This is a genomic window from Curtobacterium sp. 9128 (assembly GCF_900086645.1).
Taxonomy (GTDB): domain Bacteria; phylum Actinomycetota; class Actinomycetes; order Actinomycetales; family Microbacteriaceae; genus Curtobacterium.
The window spans coordinates 1885160-1902200 of record NZ_LT576451.1 but is presented as its reverse complement, the minus strand read 5'-3'; the positions used below and the strand labels follow the sequence as shown (position 1 = coordinate 1902200).

General features: G+C 70.5%; 14 protein-coding genes and 1 tRNA gene. 4 read left to right on the top strand and 11 right to left on the bottom strand.

Going from position 1 to position 17041, the window contains the following annotated elements; genetic code table 11:
* Position 1: 1 nt before the first annotated feature.
* Positions 2-703, top strand: a complete 702-nt coding sequence (locus QK288_RS09195) for an alpha/beta hydrolase (protein ID WP_281267494.1) — start codon at positions 2-4, stop codon at positions 701-703.
* Positions 704-860: 157 nt separating this feature from the next.
* Here the strand turns inward: QK288_RS09195 and argG are convergent, their stop codons facing one another.
* From argG to QK288_RS09160, 7 genes are all read right to left on the bottom strand, one after another.
* On the bottom strand, positions 861-2303 hold the full coding sequence (gene argG, locus QK288_RS09190) for an argininosuccinate synthase (protein ID WP_281267493.1): 1443 nt from the start codon (positions 2301-2303) through the stop codon (positions 861-863).
* A gap of 73 nt (positions 2304-2376) precedes the next feature.
* A complete protein-coding gene (locus QK288_RS09185; protein WP_281267492.1) occupies positions 2377-3393 on the bottom strand; it encodes an ABC transporter permease in 1017 nt (338 codons plus the stop codon).
* Entirely contained in the window at positions 3390-4961 is a 1572-nt protein-coding gene (locus QK288_RS09180) for a sugar ABC transporter ATP-binding protein (protein WP_281267491.1), read from the bottom strand. The genes QK288_RS09185 and QK288_RS09180 overlap by 4 nt, the downstream gene beginning before the upstream one ends.
* Positions 4958-6238 (bottom strand): substrate-binding domain-containing protein, encoded by a 1281-nt coding sequence (locus QK288_RS09175; protein WP_281267490.1) that lies wholly within the window; start codon positions 6236-6238, stop codon positions 4958-4960. Before QK288_RS09175 ends, QK288_RS09180 begins: the two co-directional genes overlap by 4 nt.
* Positions 6239-6265: 27 nt before the next feature.
* On the bottom strand, positions 6266-7492 hold the full coding sequence (locus QK288_RS09170; protein ID WP_281267489.1) for an acyl-CoA dehydrogenase family protein: 1227 nt from the start codon (positions 7490-7492) through the stop codon (positions 6266-6268).
* On the bottom strand, positions 7489-8907 hold the full coding sequence (locus QK288_RS09165) for an NtaA/DmoA family FMN-dependent monooxygenase (RefSeq protein WP_281267488.1): 1419 nt from the start codon (positions 8905-8907) through the stop codon (positions 7489-7491). The genes QK288_RS09170 and QK288_RS09165 overlap by 4 nt, the downstream gene beginning before the upstream one ends.
* 208 nt (positions 8908-9115) lie before the next feature.
* The gene (locus QK288_RS09160) at positions 9116-9967 is read right to left on the bottom strand and encodes an oxidoreductase (RefSeq protein ID WP_281267487.1); all 852 of its coding nucleotides are present in this window, start codon (positions 9965-9967) and stop codon (positions 9116-9118) included.
* Between the two features lie 74 nt (positions 9968-10041).
* Between QK288_RS09160 and QK288_RS09155 the strand changes: the two genes are divergently transcribed.
* Complete coding sequence (locus tag QK288_RS09155) at positions 10042-10653, top strand: TetR/AcrR family transcriptional regulator (protein ID WP_281267486.1); 612 nt, start codon at positions 10042-10044, stop codon at positions 10651-10653.
* Between the two features lie 105 nt (positions 10654-10758).
* Here QK288_RS09155 and QK288_RS09150 read toward each other — a convergent pair.
* A tRNA-Pro gene (locus QK288_RS09150) sits at positions 10759-10832 on the bottom strand.
* 308 nt (positions 10833-11140) lie between these two features.
* Here QK288_RS09150 and QK288_RS09145 point away from each other — a divergent pair.
* Complete coding sequence (locus QK288_RS09145; RefSeq protein ID WP_281267485.1) at positions 11141-12613, top strand: hypothetical protein; 1473 nt, start codon at positions 11141-11143, stop codon at positions 12611-12613.
* A 66-nt stretch (positions 12614-12679) separates the two neighbouring features.
* Positions 12680-14827: a RecQ family ATP-dependent DNA helicase gene (locus QK288_RS09140; RefSeq protein ID WP_281267484.1), complete on the top strand. Its 2148-nt coding sequence runs from the start codon at positions 12680-12682 to the stop codon at positions 14825-14827.
* A gap of 54 nt (positions 14828-14881) precedes the next feature.
* Here the strand turns inward: QK288_RS09140 and QK288_RS09135 are convergent, their stop codons facing one another.
* The 3 genes from QK288_RS09135 to QK288_RS09125 form a co-directional block, all read right to left on the bottom strand.
* Positions 14882-16012 carry a 5-methyltetrahydropteroyltriglutamate--homocysteine S-methyltransferase gene (locus QK288_RS09135; RefSeq protein WP_281267483.1) on the bottom strand — a complete coding sequence of 377 codons (1131 nt, stop codon included), beginning with the start codon at positions 16010-16012 and terminating at the stop codon, positions 14882-14884.
* A 99-nt stretch (positions 16013-16111) separates the two neighbouring features.
* Positions 16112-16630 carry a hypothetical protein gene (locus QK288_RS09130; RefSeq protein ID WP_281267482.1) on the bottom strand — a complete coding sequence of 173 codons (519 nt, stop codon included), beginning with the start codon at positions 16628-16630 and terminating at the stop codon, positions 16112-16114.
* 34 nt (positions 16631-16664) lie between these two features.
* Entirely contained in the window at positions 16665-16982 is a 318-nt protein-coding gene (locus QK288_RS09125; RefSeq protein ID WP_281267481.1) for a hypothetical protein, read from the bottom strand.
* Positions 16983-17041 lie beyond the last annotated feature (59 nt).

The following is a 17041-nucleotide window of genomic DNA, read 5'->3' as shown; positions in this document are numbered from 1 at the left end:
CATGGAACTCCTCTTCGTACACGGCGCCCTGGTCCGAGACGGTGCCTGGTGGTGGCAGCCGACCGCCGACCTGCTGTCCGAACGGACCGGGATCCGCAGTCGGGCCGTCGAACTCCCGTCATGCGGTGAGACCACGTCCGGCCGCCCCGCCGGTGGCCTCGTCGCCGATGCCGCCGCACTCCGCGCAGCACTCGACGAGGTGGACGAGGCGATCGTCGTCGGGCACTCCTACGGCGGCACCGTCATCGCGGAGGCCGGATCGCACCCGGCCGTCCGGCAGCTGCTGTACGTGTCGTCGTACCTGCCCGACGTCGGGCAGGCGCAGGGCGCGATCATGGCCGACGAACCGGACCCCGTGTCGATCGGCGACGCCGGGGACGGCACCCTCGCTGTCGCGGGCTACGACGCTGCCTCGTTCGGCGCGCGGTTCCTGCAGGACGCCGACGAGTCCGTGCAACGCGCCGCCTGGGAGCGCGTGACCACCCAGACCGCTGCCGCGTTCGTCACCCCGACGAGCGCTGCTGGCTGGCAGGGCGTCGATTCCACGTACCTGGTGTGCACCGACGACCGCAGCACCACCGTCGCGCTCCAGCGCTCGCACGCGGCACGCGCGACACGCGCCGTCGACGTCCCGACCGGGCACCACCCGTTCATCACCCGACCCGACATCGTCGCCGACGTGGTGGAGTCGGTGCTGTCCTGACGCCGGGTCGCACCCCCGTGTGGACATCGCGCCCGCTCACGACGGGGCGCGACGTGCGTGACGGGGTGCGATGCGGCCCGGGTCGCCACCACAGACGGACGGGAGGCTCGGTGCCAGCTGGCACCGAGCCTCCAGTCCGTCTGTGGCTTGGTTCCGATCAGTCGGTGCCGGCGTCGAAGGCCGCGCCTTCGGACGCCGCGTCCGTCGCGCGGCCGAGCGCGTCGTCCGCGTCGGAGGTCACGACGGCGCCACCGAGGATCTCCTCGGACTCGCCGGCTTCGAGCTCGCCGACGAGGTCGCCCGTCGCCCCGCCGATGAGGCCGGCGGCCGCGTACTGCTCGAGGCGCGCACGCGAGTCCGCGATGTCGAGGTTCCGCATCGTGAGCTGCCCGATGCGGTCGTCCGGGCCGAACGCGGCGTCGCCGACACGCTCCATCGAGAGCTTGTCGGGGTGGTACGACAGCGCCGGGCCGATGGTGTCGAGGATCGTGTAGTCGTCGCCGCGACGGAGACGCAGGGTGACCTCACCGGTGACGGCGGAGGCGACCCAGCGCTGCAGCGACTCGCGGAGCATGAGCGACTGCGGGTCGAGCCAACGGCCCTCGTACATCAGGCGGCCGAGACGGCGGCCCTCGTTGTGGTACGACGCCACGGTGTCCTCGTTGTGGATCGCGTTGAGCAGGCGCTCGTAGGCGATGTGGAGCAGCGCCATGCCGGGGGCCTCGTAGATGCCGCGGCTCTTCGCCTCGATGATGCGGTTCTCGATCTGGTCGGACGCGCCGAGGCCGTGGCGGCCACCGATGGCGTTCGCTTCGTAGACGAGTGCGACGGCGTCGGCGTACTCGGCCCCGTTGATCGCGACGGGACGACCGGCCTCGAAGCGGACGGAGACGACCTCGGTCGCGACCTCGACGTCGTCACGCCAGGCGGCGACACCCATGATCGGCTCGACGATGTCCAGGCCGCTGGAGAGCTCTTCGAGGCTCTTGGCCTCGTGCGTGGCACCCCAGATGTTGGCGTCCGTGGAGTACGCCTTCTCGGTGGAGTCACGGTACGGGAAGCCCCGCGCGACGAGCCACTCGCTCATCTCCTTGCGGCCGCCGAGCTCCTCGACGAACTCGGAGTCGAGCCACGGCTTGTAGACGCGCAGACGCGGGTTCGCCATCAGGCCGTAGCGGTAGAACCGCTCGATGTCGTTGCCCTTGTAGGTGGAGCCGTCGCCCCAGATGTCGACGCCGTCTTCCTTCATCGCGCGGACGAGCATCGTGCCCGTCACGGCACGACCGAGCGGCGTCGTGTTGAAGTAGGTCTTGCCGCCGGAGCGGATGTGGAAGGCGCCGGTCTGCAGCGCGACGAGGCCTTCTTCGACGAGGGCGCTCTTCGCGTCGACGAGCCGGGCGATCTCCGCGCCGTACTCGTGGGCGCGACCGGGCACGGCGTCGATGTCCGGCTCGTCGTACTGGCCGATGTCGGCCGTGTACGTGCAGGGCACCGCGCCCTTCTCACGCATCCAGGCAACGGCACAGGAGGTGTCGAGACCTCCGGAGAACGCGATGCCGACTCGTTCGCCGACGGGGAGACTGCTCAGGACCTTGGACACGCTGACAATCGTAGGGGACGGGGCACGGTGCCCGGCCGTCCGGGTGGACGGTTGTGGAGAGTGGTGTGGACGGTCACTTGACGACCGCGTCCTTCCGGCCGACGATCGTCAGCGCGGCGGCGACCGCCACGACGACGCCCTTGATCATGGTCTGGGTGAAGTCCGGGACGCCGAGCTGGTTGAGCCCGCTGGACAGCACGACGAGGATCAGCACGCCGACCAGGGTCCGTTCCACGCCCCCGTTGCCGCCGGCGAGCGAGGTCCCGCCGACCGCCACCGCGGCGATCGCGTCGAGCATGAACGACGTCCCGAGCGTCGGCCCGGCGGACTGCAGCCCGGAGACCACGAGGAGCCCGGAGACGGCCGCGAACGTCCCGGAGATGACGAAGAGCCAGAACCGGAGCTTCCTCGCGTCGACCCCGGCGAGCCCCGCTGCCTTCTCGTTCGCGCCGATCGCGTAGACGTAGAGGCCGAACCGGGTCTTGTGGGTGAGGAACCAGCTGATCCCGAAGAGCACGAGCCCGACAAGGAACGTCCCGGTCACGCCCGGGACGAGCTGCGTGTTGACGAGCCCGAGCAGCCCGTTCGCGAAGAACGACACCGACTGCCCGTTCAGGATCGTCAGCGCGAGACCGGTGAACACGGACAGCGTCCCGAGCGTGACGATGAACGACGGCAACCGGCCGTAGACGGTGAGCGCCCCGTTGACGGACCCGACGAGCACCCCCACGGCGAGCGCGACGCCGACCGCGAGGGCGAGGTGGTCGCCGGCCGCTCTGACCACCAGCGCGACGACGGCCGACGACAGCAGCACCGTCGCGCCGATGGACAGGTCGATACTGCCGGCGAGGATCACGAAGGTGAGCCCGACGGCGCCGGCGAGCAGGTACCCGGCCGACGTGCCCATCGAGACGAAGTTCCCGATCGTGAGGAAGGTGCCCCTGGCGATCGAGAAGTACACGACGAGCGCGACGAGCACGAGCGGCGGCAGGACCCGCACCAGCAGTGCGCGCGGGACGAGCGGGCGCCGCGCAGTGGTCGCGACCGGGACGACGGCGTCGGCCGTCCGGGGTTCGGTGGTTGTGGTCATGACGAGACGGTCTCCAGGTCGGACGGACGGAACATGAACGGGACGACGTCGTCCTCCCGTGGCTTCGCGCCGGGCGGCGACGGGATGTCGGCGACGACCGCACGGTCGCGGACGACGAGGACGCGGTCGGACAGCCCGATGAGCTCGAGCAGGTCGTCACTGATGACGAGGACCGCCGACCCCTGGGCCGCCGCGGCCCGGATCGCCTCGTAGATGGACTCGCGCGATCCGGTGTCGACACCCTGGGTGGGGGCGTCGAGGACGACGAGCCTCGGGTGCCGGTGCAACCAGCGTGCGATGAGCACCTTCTGCTGGTTCCCGCCGGAGAGTTCCCCGATGGGCTGTTCGATCCCGCGGGTCCTGACGCCGTACGCCGCGACGAGCTCGCTCGCGGCCGATCGGGTGCGGCGTCTCCTGATCACGCCGAGACGGTTCGCGTAGCGGTCGTGCAGCGAACCGATCACCAGGTTGAACCGGATGCTCTTGTCCGCGAAGACCCCTGACGTGGCGCGGTCCCGGGGCAGGTAGACGATGCCGCGCTCGACGGCGTCCCGCACCGAGCCGTAGCGGACCGGCTCGCCGTCGAAGGTCAGCACGTGCGAGGAGTCCGCCGCACCGGCGACCTGCGCGCCGATCTCGTCCTTGCCGGATCCCTCGAGGCCGCCGAGCCCGACGACCTCCCCCGGGGCGATGCGGAGGGTCACCTCCGGTCCGGTGCCGTCGACGCGGAGACCGGTGACCTCGACGCCGGTGTCCAGCGGACCCGGTTCGTGCTGCCGTTGCAGGTGCTCCCGGTAGTACTGCTCGGAGCGGACCCGACCGACCATGAGCCGGTGCAGGTCCTCCTCGAGGAGTCCCTCGGTCGGCCGCTCCGCCACGAGCCGGCCGTCCTTGAGCACGAGGACGCGGTCGGTGACCGACAGGATCTCCTCGAGCAGGTGCGAGACGAACACGATCGCGGCGCCGTCGGTCGCGAGCTCGCGGACGACCTGCAGGAAGCGCTCCTCGCCGTGCTTGTCGAGGCTCGTGGTCGGCTCGTCGAGGAACACCACGGGGTTCGGCGTGCCGAGGAGGTCGATGGTCGCCAGCACCTTCGCGAAGCTCAGGCTCTGCTGCACGCTCGACGACAGGTCCGCTGCTCGCCGCCCGGCGAGTGTCGCCGGCAGGCCGAGCCGTTCGAGTGCGCGCGTCGCGACGACTCGACGACGACGTCGGTCGACCGTCCCGAGTGCGCGGGCGAACCGCCGCTCCCAGCCGAGCAGGAGGTTCTCCTCGACGGTCAAGGACTCGACGAGTGCCAGGTCCTGGTAGACGCGGAACAGCCCGAGCTCGTTCGCCGCCCGGTAGTCGGGGACCGTGACGGGGGCACCGTCGACCTCGACCGTGCCGCGGCTCGGCGGGAAGACGCCGGACAGCACGTTGAGGAGCGTGCTCTTGCCTGCACCGTTCTCGCCGATGAGGCCGACGACCTCTCCGCTCCGGAGCTCGAGGTCGACGCCGTCGAGCACGGTGGCCCCGGTGAAGTCCTTCCCGATGCCGGTCAGGCGGACACGAGTCGTCGCGGTCATCGTGTCGGGAACTCCGGCTTCGGGTCGAACGGATCGATGACGTCGTTGTGCTGCAGGGTCTTCGCCGCGTCGTCCAGCGCTCCGGACTCCTGGAGATTCGTGAACGTCGCGTTCTGCTCGTACCCGCTCGGCTCCTTCGACGTCGGCCAGAGGTGCGGCAGGTCGGTGATCGGCGTGTACTCGGCCTGCAGGTCCCAGTCGTCGGCGGAGTACACCTGCGAGATCGCCCGCGCGGACAGCTGCCGGTCGATCGGGGTGTCGACGTAGCGGGTGATGAAGTCCGCGGCGTTGTCCTTCGTGATGAGCGGCAGCGTGAGTTCGAGCTGGCGGAACGAGTCACCGGGGAGCTTGCCGTTCAGCGCGTCGAAGAGCTGCGCCGCCTCCTGGTACCCCGTCCAGCTGCCGGGCATCGCGGCGGCAGCGAGGACGGTCTCCTGCTCGACGAACTGTGCGACGTCGCCGGCGGAGTGCGCCGACACGATCTGGATGTCCTTCCCTGGCGTCTTGCCGATCGCGCGGATCGCAGCCACGGCACCGTCCACGTCCGCGGCGTCCGTGGCGAAGAAGGCGGTGGCGTCCGGGTGGGCGGCCAGCAGGTCAGCGACCTTCTTCTGGCTGTTCTCCGCCGTCCACGGGGTGTCCACGTTCCCGACCAGCGTGATGTTCGCGTGCTTCTTCAGGGTGTCGGTGAGGCCGAGGTACGCCTGGTTGGCGATCGTGTACGGGCTGTCGTTCCCGGCGAGCGCGATGAGTTCGGTCTTCTTGCCGTCGACGGACTTCGCCAGGGCCTCCGTCGCGTCGGACGCCGACTTGTAGTAGTTCGGCGAGACGTAGGACACCTGCCGGTCGTCCGGCGCGTCGTAGACCGTCTTCCATTCCTCGTTCTGGAAGATGTTGGCGAAGTAGGCGTCGTGCGCCTGGAACTTCTTCGACAGCTCGGCGGTGTTCGGGGCGGCGAGGTTCAGGCCGATGCCCTTGTACCCGGCATTCAGCAGCGAGTCGATCTGCTCGCTCTGCTGCTGCGCGTCGCTGTCGGCGTTGAGCACCCGGACGTCGGACGCGCCGAGCTGCTCCGCCGCGGCCTTGAACGACTTCCCGTACTCGGTGTTCCACGGGTTCGAGTTCGCGACGATCACGGCGAGCTTCACGTCGGTGTCGCCCTTGGTCGGGCCGAGCGACACCGGTGACGACGCCGCCCCGCCCGTCGAGCACCCCGCGAGCACGAGTGCGGTGGCGAGGGCGGCGCCGATCGCACCGATGAGTCTGGTCTTCTGCATGGTGGGTTCCTCGGGTGTGGGGCGGTCTCAGCCCTGGGCAGCGCGACCGCGGAGGTCGACGCCGCTGAACCAGGCGCGGAACGGCGAGGTGCCGTTGAGGTCGTGGTCGCCGATCGACGAGAGCCGGTACGGGATCGGGTTGTGGGTGGCGAGGGTGCGGGCGTTCCGCCAGTGCCGGTCGAGGCGTCTCGACCGGCTGAGGGCCGAGGCACCGCCGACGTCGAACAGTCGTGTGGCGGCCGCTGGGACGTCGCGGACGAGGAGCACCTGTGCGCGGTAGACGCGGAGCTCCACGGTGTCCTCGTCGGCAGGGGTCGCCGACCCGTCCGCGGCTCCGGCCCGCAGCGCGTCGAGCGCACGCGCGACGTCGGCCACGACGGTCTCGGCGAGGTAGGCGGTGGTGCTCAGCTCCCCGACGACCTCCTGCACCTGGGCGTCGTGCCGGGGCAGCTCGCCGCGGCTCTGTGCGAACCACCGCCGACGGTCGCGCACGAAGGCGACGACGTCGCGGTGCACGGCGCGGGCGATCCCGGCGAGCGCGACGAGGTGCAGGTGCTGGGCGAGCGAGGTGCCCTCGCTCCCGAGCTCGACGTGCAGCTGCTCCGCCTCGTCGACGACGACGCCCTCGAAGCGCGTCGTCCCGCTCGCGGTGAGCTGCTGCCCGAAGCCGTCCCAGTCGTCGACGCGGGTGACACCCAGCGCATCGGCGGCGACGACGAGCGTCTCGAGCCGGTCGTCGTCGGCCTCGGCGTTCGTCACGATCCAGTCCGCGTACAACGACCCGGTGCTGTAGTACTTGACGCCGTCCACCCGACGGACCCCGTCGCCACCGGTGGTGACGGTCGTGCCGAAGTGGTCGGTGTTCTGCCGGTTGCGTTCGGTGTGCGCTCCGCCGAGGACGGCCCCGCCGGCAATCCGGCGGAGCCACCGGTCCCGGTCGGGCGAGTCGGGGGCGGCGATGATCGCCTCGGTGAACAGCACGTGGGACCGCAGCGCCTGCACCACGTTCGGGTCCGCCTCGGCGACGGCGACGAGCACTCGGGTGAGTTCGGCGATGCTCGCGCCGCGTCCCCCGTGCGACACCGGGACGCGCAGCGCCCAGAGTCCACGCCGGGCGAGCTCGGCCACCTGCGCGAACGGCAGGGTCCTGGTGTCGTCACGGGCGGCCGCGGTCTCCGCGAGCTCTGCCACGACGTCGGCGAACGGTGCGAGGAGGTCGTCCGTCGTCGACCGGACGGTCTCCGTGACGCTCACCGTGCCACCCCCGCGGTCCGACGGACGGGGTGGGACGCGATCTCCTCGGTCCAGTCGTGCGCCCGGTGCCACGGCGGCAGGCCCGGTCCATCCCGGAACAGCTTCTCGCGGAGGGTCCCCGGTGCGTACTCGTCCTGGATGAGCCCGCGCCGGCGGAGCACCGGGACGACGTGGTCGACGAACTCCTCGTACCACCCGAGCGAGGTGACGGGCACGACGTTGAAGCCGTCGACGCCGGCCGCCGCCCACCGTTCGACCTCGTCGGCGATCTGCTCGGGCGTGCCCGCGAACCGTCCGGGCAGCAGCGCCTTCTCGGTGAGGAACTCGCGCCACGTCACGGCCACCGGGTCGTCGTAGACCTCGGTCGCGGCACGGAAGACGCTCCGCACGTGGTCCCCGAGGTCGACACGGCGGGCCAGTTCGGCGAGCGGTGTCCCCGGGTCGATGGACGGCAGGTCGATCCCGGTGTTGCCCGCGTAGAAGCCCTGCAGCCCCTCGATGCTGATGTTGTCGCGGAGGTGCTGCTGCTTCCGCTTCGCCTCCTCCTCGGTGGACCCGATGACCGTCGAGAGCTGCACGAGCGACTTCAGGGTCCCGGGCGGACGACCCACCGCCGTCGCGGCCGCCGCGAGCTTCGCGATGTCCCGACGAGCGGCTTCCGGCGTGTTCGACGGCAGGAACGTCACCTCGGCGTTGCGGACGGCGAAGTCGATGCCCGCCGGCGAGTTCCCGGCCTGGAACAGCAGCGGCGTGCGCTGCGGCGACGGCTCGACGATGTGCGGTCCCTGCACGCGGTAGCGCGGGCCGACGTGGTCGATCGTGTGGATCCGGTCGGGGTCGAAGTACTCCCCCGTCGCGACGTCATGTCGGACGGCGCCGTCCTCCCACGAGGCCTGCCAGAGTTTGTAGGCCACCTCCGTGTACTCGTCGGCCCAGCGGTAGCGCTCGTCGTGGCCGACGATGTCCTCGTACCCGAAGTTGCGGAAGCCGTTCGACAGGTAGCTCGTGACGATGTTCCAGCCGACCCGGCCGTGCGTGTAATGGTCGAGCGTCGAGAGCTTGCGCGCGAACGAGAACGGGTGGTCCTGGATGACGTTGCTCGTGACCACGAGCCCGAGGTGGTCGGTGACGAGGCCGAGCGCCGAGACGATCGACGCCGGGTCGTTGCCGGGGAACTGCGAACCGTTCCGGATGGTCGCGGTCCCGTCACCGGCCTCGAGGTCGTACGTGCCCACCACGTCGGCGATGAACAGGGTGTCGAACCGGCCGCGCTCGAGCACCTTCGCCTCCGCCACCCACGGTTCGAGGTCCTTGTAGCCGTACTGCACGCTGCCCTGGGGCGTGCGCCAGTAGCCGTGCGAGTGGTGGTTCGGTGTCAGGTGGACGAACGCGTTGTAGATGAGCGGCCGGGTCATGACGTCATCGTCAACCGCCGACAGGTGTTGCACAACGCGGGTCGTCACCCCCGGTCACCCTGGGTCACGGAGCGTCACCGGAACGGGCGCAGCCGTCACCGGACGTCACGATCCGCGGCGCGGGTCGCGGCCGTGGACGCGACCGACGGCCGGACGGGAGGCACGGTGCGGGCCCGCACCGTGCCTCCCGTCCGAGCCGCTCGCGGGATCAGCGGAGCTGTGCTCCGTCGGCGAGGTCCGTGGAACGGGACACGTCCGCCCACGCCGCGATCTCCGTGGCGAGCGCGTCGCGCCCGGCGGTGACGAGGCGGAGCGCATCCGATCCGAGCAGGAGGTGGGCGGGCGGCGCATCGCTCTCGATGACGGCGAGCACGGCCGCGGCCGCCTTCGCGGGATCGCCGAGCTGGTTCCCGTTCGCCTTCTGCCGGTTCGCGCGGATCGGGTCCATGAGTGCGTCGTAGTCCGGGATCGAGCGATCGGCGCGGACCATGGAGCGTCCGGCCCAGTCCGTCCGGAAGGAGCCGGGAGCGATCGCCGTGACGTGGACGCCGAACGCCGCGACCTCCTTCCCGAGGGTCTCGAGGATCGCCTCGAGCGCGAACTTGCTGCCGCAGTAGTACGCGAGCCCGGGGACGGTCATGAGCCCGCCCATCGACGTCACGCCGAGGATGTGTCCGGAGCGCCGTGCGCGCATGCCGGGCAGGACGGCCTTGACGACTGCGACGGCACCGAACACGTTCACGTCGAACTGTCGGCGGAGGTCGGCCATCGGCGACTCCTCGAGGACGCCCTCGTGCCCGTAGCCGGCGTTCGCGATGAGGACGTCGATGTGACCGAGGTCCTGCTCGATGTCCGCCATGACGCGGATGACGGCGTCGTCGTCGGTCACGTCGAGGAGGACAGCGCGTGCCCGTCCGGTGGCGTCGAGCGCCTCGAACTCGGCGGCGTCCGCAGATCGCCGGACGGTGCCGACGACGGTGTGCCCGGCGGCGAGGGCCGCCTCGGCGAAGGCACGGCCGAAGCCGGAGCTGACGCCGGTGATCACGAAGTTCTTGGTCATGCCGTCCATGTTCAACGCGAAGTCGATAAAAGTCAACGCTGTGTTGATTTTTGTCGACGCGGTATCCTGCAGCTATGCCTCCCTACGCCTACGACGAGCACGGCCGCCGTGTCGCGAGCCCGTCGAAGGGTGCACTTCGGGAGCGGAAGATCCTCGACGAAGCCGAGCAGCAGCTCGTCGAGCTCGGCTCGGAGGGCATGACGGTCGAGACGATCGCCCGCGCGGCCGGTCTCACCCGCGGCGCGCTGTACTTCTACTTCCGGTCGAAGAACGACGTCCTCGCTGCCCTCGTCCAACGCGTCACCGCGGAGCTGCAGGGTGCCGTGGCGAGCCGGCAGCGGGCGCTCCCGGGTGCGCCGCGTGATGCACTGCGGAGTGCGATCGACCTCACCCGGGATCTCTGGGCAAGGCACGGCGCCGTGATGCGCGCAGCGGTCGAGCTCGCCCCGTCGGTGCCGGTGATCGAGCAGCTGTGGTCGGCGACACGGGACGACACCGTGCGGAGCGTCACCGAGCTGCTCGGGTCCACGGACTCTGTCGGGCCGGACGACCGCACCGCGGCGCTCGTCGGCGCGCTCGTCGGGATGACCGAGCGGACGTTCTACGAGGCCTCGCGCGCGGGAACAGACCTCGACGACGCTACCGAGGTCGTGACGACGATCTGGGATCGGACGTTCGGGCTCTGAACTCGCCCGCTGGGCTCCGCGGTGGAGGGCAACGAGAAGGGGCCCACAGCCAGTCGGCTGTGGGCCCCTTCTCGTTGCTGTGTTCTCACCAGCAGTTCGGTTCGGTCGGGCTGACAGGATTTGAACCTGCGACCCCTTGACCCCCAGTCAAGTGCGCTACCAAGCTGCGCCACAGCCCGCGAGCCCCAGAGGGCTCGGAGTCCCGGAGGACTCCGCCACCCGCACCCGACCGAGCGCGGAGCAGCCCGACCAGCATAGCGGACGCCGGACCCCTGCCGCGCCACGTCCCGTTCCGGCCGGCCCCGTGTCCGGGCATCGAGCGCGCAGAAACGGCTCCCTCCGGATGCCGGTGCTCGCCGCTTCCGCGCACTCGATCGCGCGCGACCCAAAGCGAGCGCCCACGCGACCCCGAGAGAGCACCAGAGCGACACCGCCCGACCCCACCCCGGACATGCGGCGCCCAGCACCCGGCTCGTAGGGTGGCCCGATGCGTTCCCGTACCGCCCGTGCCCTCGTCGCACTCGCGGCAGCCGGCCTCGTGCTCGGCGCCGCCGGATGCACGAAGGCCGAAGCCCACGACGACCGGCCGACGCTGACGAAGGCCTCCCCCGACACCGTGTCCGTCGCGGACGAACAGGATCCCGTCGAACGGTCGATCCGGGCGAGTCGGGCGCTCTTCGCCACCGCACCCGGCGCCGTCGTCGCGCCAGCCGGGAACGACAGTGCCATCGAGACCGCGGCCGATGCTGCGACGAAAGCGCACGTCCCCCTACTCCTGACCAGCACGAAGCAGGAACAGACCGTCGCCCGCGAACTCGACCGCCTCGGCGTCACCTGGTACCAGGCCGAGGGCGACGTCCGGATCGACACCGACGCCCAGCGGCGATCCGCGCCGGAGGAAGGCGACGCGCCGAAGTCGACCCGGTCCTCCAGGCCGACGACCGTCGTGGTGGCGGACGAGACGGCCGACGCTGCCCCGGTGGCGACCGCGAAGGCGGCTGGAGCACGCGTGGTGACCATGCCGGACGGCGTGACGGACCCGGCTGCGGCACCCGACGTCGTGACCGCGCTCCACGACCACCGCGACGCGCCGACGCTGTTCGTCGGGTCCGCGTTCGGTGGGCTCGGTGACTCGACGTGGACGGTCCGCGCTGCGGAGAGCGGCTTCCAGCTGCCGCACGGCGGGCAGCGCCCGTTCGACGGACACCGGTACGTCGCGATGTACGGCGCACCAGGAGCCCCGGCCCTCGGCGTGCTCGGGGAGCAGGACCCGGCGGCGTCCGTGTCGCGCGCGAAGCAGCTCGCGGCGTCGTACGACGACGTGTCCGACGAGCCCGTGACCCCCGCGTTCGAGGTCATCGCCACCGTCGCGGCCGGTGACGCCGGCGCCGACGGGGACTACTCGACCGAGCTCCCCGTCTCGACGCTGGAGCCCTACGTCGACGCCGCCCACGATGCCGGCATGCCCGTGATCATCGATCTCCAGCCCGGACGCGCGGACTTCCTGTCCCAGGCGAAGCGGTACGAGTCGCTCCTGAAGCAGCCCGGTGTGTGGCTCGCGCTCGACCCGGAGTGGCGGCTGACGGCGGACCAGGTGCCACTGCAGCAGATCGGGAGCGTGAACGCCTCGGAGGTGAACCAGGTCTCGGACTGGCTCGCACAGCTCGTCCGATCGGAGGGGTTGCCGCCGAAGGCACTCGTCCTGCACCAGTTCCGGCTGTCGATGATCCAGGACCGCTCGTCGCTGGAGTCGCACCCCGAGCTCGACCTGCTCATCCACGCCGACGGGCAGGGATCGCAGCCGGACAAGCAGGCGACGTGGAAGGCGCTGCACGCCGATGCGCCAGCAGGCACGCACTGGGGATGGAAAAACTTCTACGACGAGGACCAGCCGATGCTGACGCCTGCGCAGACCATGCAGGACGTGGCGCCGACGCCGTCGCTGGTCACGTACCAGTAGCGCGCGTTCTCCACAGCCTGGAGGCTCGGCCTGCGTTTCGTCGGTCGGTCCTGACAGCATGGGGCCATGGACACCCCCGTTGCAGCCCCGCCGAACGCCTCGCCTTCTGCAGACATCGCTGCCGAGGCGCAGGCAGCGCTCGCTGCGCTCACCGGGCGTCCCGACGCCGTCTTCCACCCCGGTCAGCTCGAAGCGATCTCGGCCCTGGTCGAACACCGGCAGCGTGCACTCGTCGTCCAGCGCACCGGGTGGGGCAAGTCCGCGGTGTACTTCCTCGCGACCCCGCTCCTGCGGCGTCGCGGCGGGGGCCCGACGGTGCTCGTGTCGCCGCTGCTGGCCCTGATGCGCGACCAGGTCGCTGCCGCTGCCCGCGCGGGTGTCCGGGCCGTGTCCATCAACTCCGCGAACGCCCATGAGTGGTCCGACACGCAGGCCGCGCTCGCCCGTGACGAGGTGGACGTCCTGCTCGTCTCCCCCGAGCGGCTGAACAACCCGAAGTTCCGCGACGAACAGCTGCCGACGCTGATCGCCCGGATGGGCATGCTCGTCGTCGACGAAGCGCACTGCATCTCGGACTGGGGCCACGACTTCCGTCCCGACTACCGGCGCCTCGCCGAACTCATCCGGTCCCTGCCGCACGGCGTGCCCGTGCTGGCGACCACCGCCACCGCGAACGAGCGCGTGGTCGAGGACGTCGCCGAGCAGCTCACCGCGGGTCCAGCCGACCCGGTGTTCACCATCCGCGGGTCGTTGGCTCGCGCTTCCCTGCGTCTCGGGGTCCTCACGCTCCCCGATGCCCGAGCCCGGCTCGGGTGGCTCCTGGCGCACCTCGGTGACCTGCCGGGCAGCGGCATCATCTACACGCTGACCGTCTCCGCGGCGGAGGACATCGCGCGCCTCCTGCGCGAGAGCGGGTACGCCGTCCGTGCGTACACCGGGCGCACCGACACCGACGAACGCGAACAGCTCGAGCAGCAGCTGAAGGGCAACGAGCTGAAGGCCCTCGTCGCCACCAGCGCCCTCGGCATGGGGTTCGACAAGCCGGACCTCGGGTTCGTCGTGCACGTCGGGGCGCCGTCCTCCCCCGTCGCCTACTACCAGCAGATCGGACGTGCCGGCCGTGCGACGGACAACGCCGACGTGCTCCTGCTCCCCGGGTACGAAGACCAGGAGATCTGGAAGTACTTCGCCAGCGCCTCGATGCCGACGGAAGCCCGCGCGTCCGCGGTCCTCGGCGCGCTGTCGACCGACTCGGCGATGTCGACGGTCGCACTCGAAGGGCTCGTCGACATCAAGCGGTCCACCCTCGAGCTCCTGCTCAAGGTCCTCGACGTCGATGGTGCCGTCCGCCGGGTGACCGGAGGGTGGGTCTCGACCGGGCAGCCGTGGGAGTACGACGCCGCGCGCTACGAACGTGTCGCTGCCGCCCGCGCTGCCGAGGCCGCATCGATGCTCGACTACGAGTCGACCTCCGCCTGCCGGATGCAGCTCCTGCAGCAGGACCTCGACGACCCCTCGGCAGAACCCTGTGGCCGCTGCGACAACTGTGCGGGCGCCTGGTACCCGGCCGACGTCCCTTCGGACGCATCAGCGGGTGCCGCCTCGGCGCTCGACCAGGTCGGCGTCGAGATCGCTCCCCGCGCGCAGTGGCCCTCGGGCATGTCCGCGCTGAACGTGCCCGTGCGCGGCAAGCTCGCCGCCGACGAGGTCGTCGCGCCCGGTCGCGCCGTCGCCCGTCTGACCGACCTCGGCTGGGGTGGTCCGCTGCGCGCGCTCTTCGCGTCCGGGGTCGCCGACGCACCGGTCTCGCGCGAACTCCTCGACGGCTGCATCCGGGCGCTCAAGGACTGGCCGTGGGAGACCCGGCCGACCGGTGTCGTGGCGATGTCGTCGCAGTCCCGGCCGCAGCTCGTCTCGTCGCTCGCGCAGGCACTGTCGTCGATCGGGAAGCTCGAGTTCCTCGGGACGCTCGACCGCACCGGTGGGACGCCGCGAGGGGACGGTGCGACGAACAGCGCCTACCGGCTGGCCGGCGTGTGGGACAGCTTCACGGTCGGGCCTGCTCTGTCTTCGGCGCTGCAATCGCACCAAGGACCGGTGCTGCTCGTGGACGACCTCGTCGACAGCCGGTGGACGATGACCGTCGCCGGTCGGGAGCTCCGACGTGCGGGGGCATCCGCCGTGCTGCCGTTCGCGCTCGCTACCGTCGCTTAGCGGGCGTCTCGCCGCCGTGCGGGCTAGATGGTGTCTTGCCGCCGTGCGGGCTGGCTAGGGGCGGGCAGCGGTCGGCCACACCCGCTCGGCGATCTCGACCACCGATCCGACCTTCGCCCACTGCTCGTCCTCGGTCAGGACGTTGCCCTCCTCGGTCGATGCGAAACCGCACTGCGGGCTCAGCGCCAGCTGGTCGAGCGGGGCGAACTCGGCGGCCTCGGCGATCCGACGCTCGATGACCGCCGGGTCCTCGAGCTCCCCCGACTTCGACGTGATCAGCCCGAGGACCACCACCTGGTCGCCCTTCGGCAGGAATCGCAGCGGCTCGAATCCACCCGCACGGTCGCTGTCGTACTCCAGGAAGAATCCGTCGTAACCCGTGTGCCCGAGCATCTGCTCCGCCACCGGCTCGTACCCGCCCGACGCGATCCACGTCGACCGGAAGTTCCCGCGACACACGTGCGTCGTCACGACCAGGTCGTCGGGCCGACCGTCGAGGACCCGGCGGATGATCGTGGCGAACCGCTCCGCGATGCCGTCGGTCTCGATCCCCCGAGCTCGTGCCTTCTCCATCTCCACATCGGAGCAGGCGTACGCCCACGCCGTGTCGTCGAGCTGCAGGTAACGGACGCCCGCGTCGTAGAACGCGGCGATCGCGTCGCGGTAGGCCTGCACGAGGTCGTCGGTGATCGCATCGCGGTCGGCGTAGTGGTCCGTGCGGATCTGGTCGGCGTCGAGCCGGAAGTCGAACACGGTCGGCGACGGGATCGTCATCTTCGCCGTCACACTGCGCCGCGCTGCCTCGGCGAGCACGAACGCGGCGTGCGCGAGGAACGGGTGATCGGCTGGGAACGACACCGGGCCGGTGACCCGCATGCCCTTCGGGGTGGTCTCGACCCCCTGGAACGCGATGCCGTGATCCAGCTCGACGACCTCGACGCCGTTCAGGCCGCCCCAGAAGTCGAGGTGCCACCAGGCACGGCGGAACTCACCATCGGTCGCGAGCTGGAGCCCGGCCTCGACCTCGGAGTCGATCAGGCCGCGAATTGCCTCGTCCTCCACCGACTGCAGCTCGATCGGGTCGATCGTGCCCGCGGCAGCACGCTGACGGGCGTCCTTCACGCTGGCGGGGCGGAGGAAGCTGCCGACGATGTCGGCACGGTACGGCGGTCGCTGCGAGGTCATCAGTCGATGCTATCGACGGTCGCTTGCGGCGCCGCGCTCAGGGAGTGTTGACCACGATGACGAGCGCGCCGGTCACGACGCTCGTTGTGAGGACTACGGCTACCAGGACCCAGCCCCGCTGAACCCATCCGGCACTGCGAAGCAACGCGAGGACGAGGTGAGCGTGACATCGTTGTCGGTCGTTCCCTGCGCGACGAGGTAGCCCTCGCCGTCAGCGCCGACGATCTCGGCGGTCGGGCGGCCCGCCGAATCGGAGGTTCGGTTCGCGATGTACCCGTCATGACCGTCCCATCGCTGCAGGAGCGACTCCACGATCGAATCGATGTCGGTTCGACCGTCCATCACGACATCCGCACCGCCCACCCACTGGCGACCACCCCCAGCGCAGGCGAACAGCGCTCCGTTCTTCGACTGGCGAACCTCGCCGTGACCAGGGATGCTCTCCGCGATCTGGAGTTCGATCGCCTGCGTGCGGATCTTCTGTGCGTGGATCAGCTTTTCGGTGTCGGCGGTCCCGGCACCGGACGTCGCAGAAGGTGTGCTGGTGTCATCCGCCTCCGTCCGACCACATCCCGTCAGCAGCAGAACGGCCACCACGACGAGCGCAGCCAGCCTCACGGTGCGCACCGACTCGGTTGCACGGTCGAGACTGTCAGCCGGAAGCGTCTGGTGCGGAGCCCGGCCATTCTCCGAAGCGCTTCTCGACCGCGCTTTCCGGCAGGAGCACCAGTTGCTTCAACCGATCCGTCGACGTGGCATAGGCAGCATCGGTCCACCCTTCCTCCTTTGCAATATCTCCGATCACGGGCTGTGGCGAGAGTCGCATCCCGACGAAGATGCCGGCGTCCGGCTCGTGGTCGTTCACCGACCAGCCGAGTTGCGCCAACGTGTTGATCACCGTCGGGAGCCGTGCGGGATCGTCGACCGTCGCAGTCACGAGCACCTGGTGGTGCGTGTTCAGCCCCGACACCGTCTCATCGATGTCGACGGATGTGTCAGTCAGGCCAGACATGGCTCGAAGCTGTCCAC

Coding starts and splice junctions, on each gene's coding strand:
- QK288_RS09195 (WP_281267494.1), top strand. CDS start 2: ATGGAACTCCTCTTCGTACACGGCGCCCTGGTCCGAGACGGTGCCTGG.
- QK288_RS09185 (WP_281267492.1), bottom strand. CDS start 3,393: ATGACCACAACCACCGAACCCCGGACGGCCGACGCCGTCGTCCCGGTC.
- QK288_RS09180 (WP_281267491.1), bottom strand. CDS start 4,961: ATGACCGCGACGACTCGTGTCCGCCTGACCGGCATCGGGAAGGACTTC.
- QK288_RS09175 (WP_281267490.1), bottom strand. CDS start 6,238: ATGCAGAAGACCAGACTCATCGGTGCGATCGGCGCCGCCCTCGCCACC.
- QK288_RS09165 (WP_281267488.1), bottom strand. CDS start 8,907: ATGACCCGGCCGCTCATCTACAACGCGTTCGTCCACCTGACACCGAAC.
- QK288_RS09160 (WP_281267487.1), bottom strand. CDS start 9,967: ATGACCAAGAACTTCGTGATCACCGGCGTCAGCTCCGGCTTCGGCCGT.
- QK288_RS09155 (WP_281267486.1), top strand. CDS start 10,042: ATGCCTCCCTACGCCTACGACGAGCACGGCCGCCGTGTCGCGAGCCCG.
- QK288_RS09145 (WP_281267485.1), top strand. CDS start 11,141: ATGCGTTCCCGTACCGCCCGTGCCCTCGTCGCACTCGCGGCAGCCGGC.
- QK288_RS09140 (WP_281267484.1), top strand. CDS start 12,680: ATGGACACCCCCGTTGCAGCCCCGCCGAACGCCTCGCCTTCTGCAGAC.
- QK288_RS09135 (WP_281267483.1), bottom strand. CDS start 16,012: ATGACCTCGCAGCGACCGCCGTACCGTGCCGACATCGTCGGCAGCTTC.